The organism is Gilliamella bombi (assembly GCF_900103255.1).
In the GTDB taxonomy this organism is placed as follows: domain Bacteria; phylum Pseudomonadota; class Gammaproteobacteria; order Enterobacterales; family Orbaceae; genus Gilliamella; species Gilliamella bombi.
This window is the reverse complement of the sequence record NZ_FMWS01000023.1, coordinates 1-1736: the sequence shown is the minus strand read 5'-3', so window position 1 is coordinate 1736 and position 1736 is coordinate 1. Positions and strand designations below refer to the sequence as shown.

Genomic DNA, 1736 nt, shown 5'->3' with positions numbered 1-1736 from the left:
TCACATCATGCCGTCTAAAAATAATCATGAAAGATCAACACGCCCTAAACATTAAATCGAAAATAGTTGTGCTTCATGGCGTGAATAAATAGCAGTGTTAATATGCAGTAAAAACTTGGCGAAATAGTTAGTAAAAAGTGTTTTTTATATTGTAAATAACTTGACTGAGTTATTATACTAAATAACGATTATATAAGACTATTGCTAGCTAAAACCACATCATAATCATTCATCATCTACAACGCCATCAATGAATTTATCTTTGTACCATACCATATTTTTATACAATATATTATCTTCACCAATTACATGCGGGTTTTCTCGATCAATATTATTTCGGTTTAACAAACAAGCATTATATTCTTCTTCATTACATTTTCTGTGCTCTTGGGTATCAATGTTTTTAAACTGACAGCTATTTTTTATATTGATATATTTGTATTTTTGATAATGATAAATACTTTGTATTGTTGTCAAGATTCTTTGCTGTTTTTCATTATAATTATAACAATTTTTTTTACCTGTGGCGGATTTATCTTTTGGGTTAAAATCGATATCGCTACCCCACAAGTTTGTGGCTACAAATTTACCTTTGTCATTGATATAGTAGTCATAATTTGCACCTATTCTGGCACTTGAGGCATATTTTTTAATGGCTAAATCAAGATTGCCGTCAAAATTGATATCCTCTAGATAAATGCTGTCAAATTGGTTGTAGCTATAATGTAAATTTTGTATTTTTTGCATTAATTGGTGGTTACTTTTGTCATAAACATTCACACCAACTAGTTTAATTTTTTCTTTTTTCTTTTTTGATAATACCGCAGTAAAATAAAATTTATCTGATGAATTCGTTTGTAATAATTCAAGGCGATTAAATTCAGCATCTGCTTCATCAATTATTTCAAGTTCTTTTTGCAATTTTATTGGATATTGTTGATTTTTTTTGCCATCAAACCAATAACCAACTAATTTTTGATTAAATTGTGTTTGCCCATTATGATTAAAGTTAAAGTAACTAATTGAATCTTTAATTTTTGGATGATTATCATTTTCATCCAAATAAATATCTTTATCATCATAAAGTTTTAAACTGTTTTGTTGGCTAACTTCATCGCATGAGTTCATTAAGTGACATTCATAGGATAAAGCATGTTGTATCTGTTTGTGATCATCTTTATAAACCCAAAAAGCTTTCAAATAGGGGCTCAAATATAACGTTACTTCTTTATTCTCAATATAGCCTTTATAAGCATAGGTAGCACTATAGGTAGTTCTATAGATAGTACTAAATACAGGAAAAGAAAGGATTAAAAGTAAAGCAAGTAGTATATTTTTCATTGTTATTATTTAGATTATTTGAAGTTTTTTCAATATGATGTTACAACCATATTTTATATGGATTAAAAGATATTAATAGTTTAACTTTAATATGTTAGCGAAAATTTCAGCTTAAGTAAATTCGATTATTTTTTATAATACTGAAGAATTTATATTCTGTATTATGCTTGGAGTTTGATTACTACATTTTATATGTTAGGTATTTGTATGATAAAGAAATGATAAAAATAAAAATTAGCTTAACAAAACTTTACAAAAAAATAGGTGAAAAATGAAGTTTTTATTCTAAAATAGGGTAGCGTAGTTATATACTACTTTATGCTAAAATTACTAAAAACAACATTAACTGTTTATTTTATAACAATAAATTTAAGAAAATAAGTATGAGGAATAAT

The 1736-nt window shown here is 26.2% G+C and carries 1 protein-coding gene; it reads right to left on the bottom strand.

Annotation, left to right across the window (positions count from 1 at the left end; genetic code table 11):
• Positions 1–225: 225 nt before the first annotated feature.
• The gene (locus B9N71_RS05710) at positions 226–1341 is read right to left on the bottom strand and encodes a hypothetical protein (RefSeq protein WP_085164725.1); all 1116 of its coding nucleotides are present in this window, start codon (positions 1339–1341) and stop codon (positions 226–228) included.
• Positions 1342–1736 lie beyond the last annotated feature (395 nt).